The 1,607-nt window shown below is 35.3% G+C and carries 1 protein-coding gene; it reads right to left on the bottom strand.

The genetic code is table 11. From position 1 onward, the window contains the following. Positions 1-162: 162 nt before the first annotated feature. A complete protein-coding gene (cbpJ, locus tag HT718_RS09410; protein ID WP_173268289.1) occupies positions 163-1,158 on the bottom strand; it encodes a choline-binding protein CbpJ in 996 nt (331 codons plus the stop codon). Positions 1,159-1,607: the final 449 nt, after the last annotated feature.

Here is a 1,607-nt window from a genome sequence, read left to right as displayed (position 1 = left end):
CTGACGAAGTCAGTAACATCTCTACGGTAAGGCGACGCTGACGTGGTTTGAATTTGATTTTCGAAGAGTATTATTTTTTCCTACAAGTATTTATTCTCTCCTATCTATTTTATTATATTTTCACAAAAAAAGCGATTGTTTCCTTCACAATCGCTTCTTTCATTATTGAATCCATTCGCCATTATAATTGACAGAATAGCCGTCTACGGTCGTATTCACTGCTAAAGCACCTGAGCTATAAGCATAGTACCATTTGCCATTGACCTGGAACCAGCCTGTCTTCATATCGCCATTACTTGCATTTAGGTAGTACCAAGTTGAACCATCTTGATACCAGCCAGTTGCCATAGCTCCTGATGAACGAAGGTAGTACCACTTGTTGCCAAGGTTTTGCCAACCAGTTTTCATATCACCATTTTGAGCATCTAGATAATACCAAGTCGAACCTTCTTGATACCAGCCAGTTGCCATAGCTCCTGATGAACGGAGGTAGTACCACTTGTTGCCAAGGTTCTGCCAACCTGTTTGCATGATACCAGTTGTTGGATTGAGGTAGTACCAAGCTGAACCATCATTTATCCAACCTGCACGTCTTTCACCACCAATATAGTTTTCTCCATTAATTTCCGTTTTAGCTAGATAATACCAATTAGACTGGTCATAAAGCCAACCTGTCTCTAAAGAATGATTTTGATTAAAGTAATAGTTCGTGTAAAAACTCTTCTCTTCTTTATCTTCCGGGTTTGTACGTTTTTCCCCATACTTTCTTCCAACACTGTCTTTAGTTTTAACCTCTAATGCTTTCCAACCAACAAACTCTTGTAGAACTCCATTTTTGTCAAAGTAGTACCATTCTGGCATTGGGGAACCTTCTAATCTTATACCATTAGGGTAAGGACCAATTGTATATCCTTTAACTGGCATTGGAATGTACTGCCAACCAACAACCATTTCACCATTATAATCAAAATAATAGGTCTTGCCATCAATCACTCGCCAGTCCGTTTCTTTGATGTCACCCTTCTTGTAGTAGGTTCTACCATTTTCTTGGACAAATTGCCAACCTTCAGAATCATCTGCAAATACTACATTTGTAGCTAGAAAACCAAAGAAAAAGACTGCTAATGCGATTTGCATCAATTTTTTTAGTATTTTCATAAGATGTATCCTCCTGTAGAGATTGTAGCAAAAATTAAATTATATGTCAATATGACAGTCTTAAAATCATATAATAACGAAACATATTAAAAATGAAAACAGTAGTACACTTTGGTTTTGAAAATATTTTTAGAAATTATAGCATATTAAAGCTATAATAGTAAACTATGACTCCTAAAATATAGCATATTGAATCTAGAATACTACATTGTGGATGCTAAAATATTCCTAGAAATTAATTTGACTTTCCTAATTTATTTGTTCGCATCTTATTTCAATATACCATATTATATAGTGCTTACAGTTAGCCTTCAACTTCCTGAAATGCAAAAATCTCCTAGCAGGTTTTCCTGCTAGGAGATTTTCTTATGAGAGGTACTTGTTTAAGCTTTGAAAATCGGATTTATCATCTGACAATTATCAAATAATCGGCTCTATAATATTTGTAG

The organism is Streptococcus sp. 714 (assembly GCF_013277115.1).
GTDB lineage: Bacteria > Bacillota > Bacilli > Lactobacillales > Streptococcaceae > Streptococcus.
This window is presented reverse-complemented; position numbering and strand designations above follow the sequence as displayed.

Coding starts and splice junctions, on each gene's coding strand:
- cbpJ (WP_173268289.1), bottom strand. CDS start 1,158: ATGAAAATACTAAAAAAATTGATGCAAATCGCATTAGCAGTCTTTTTC.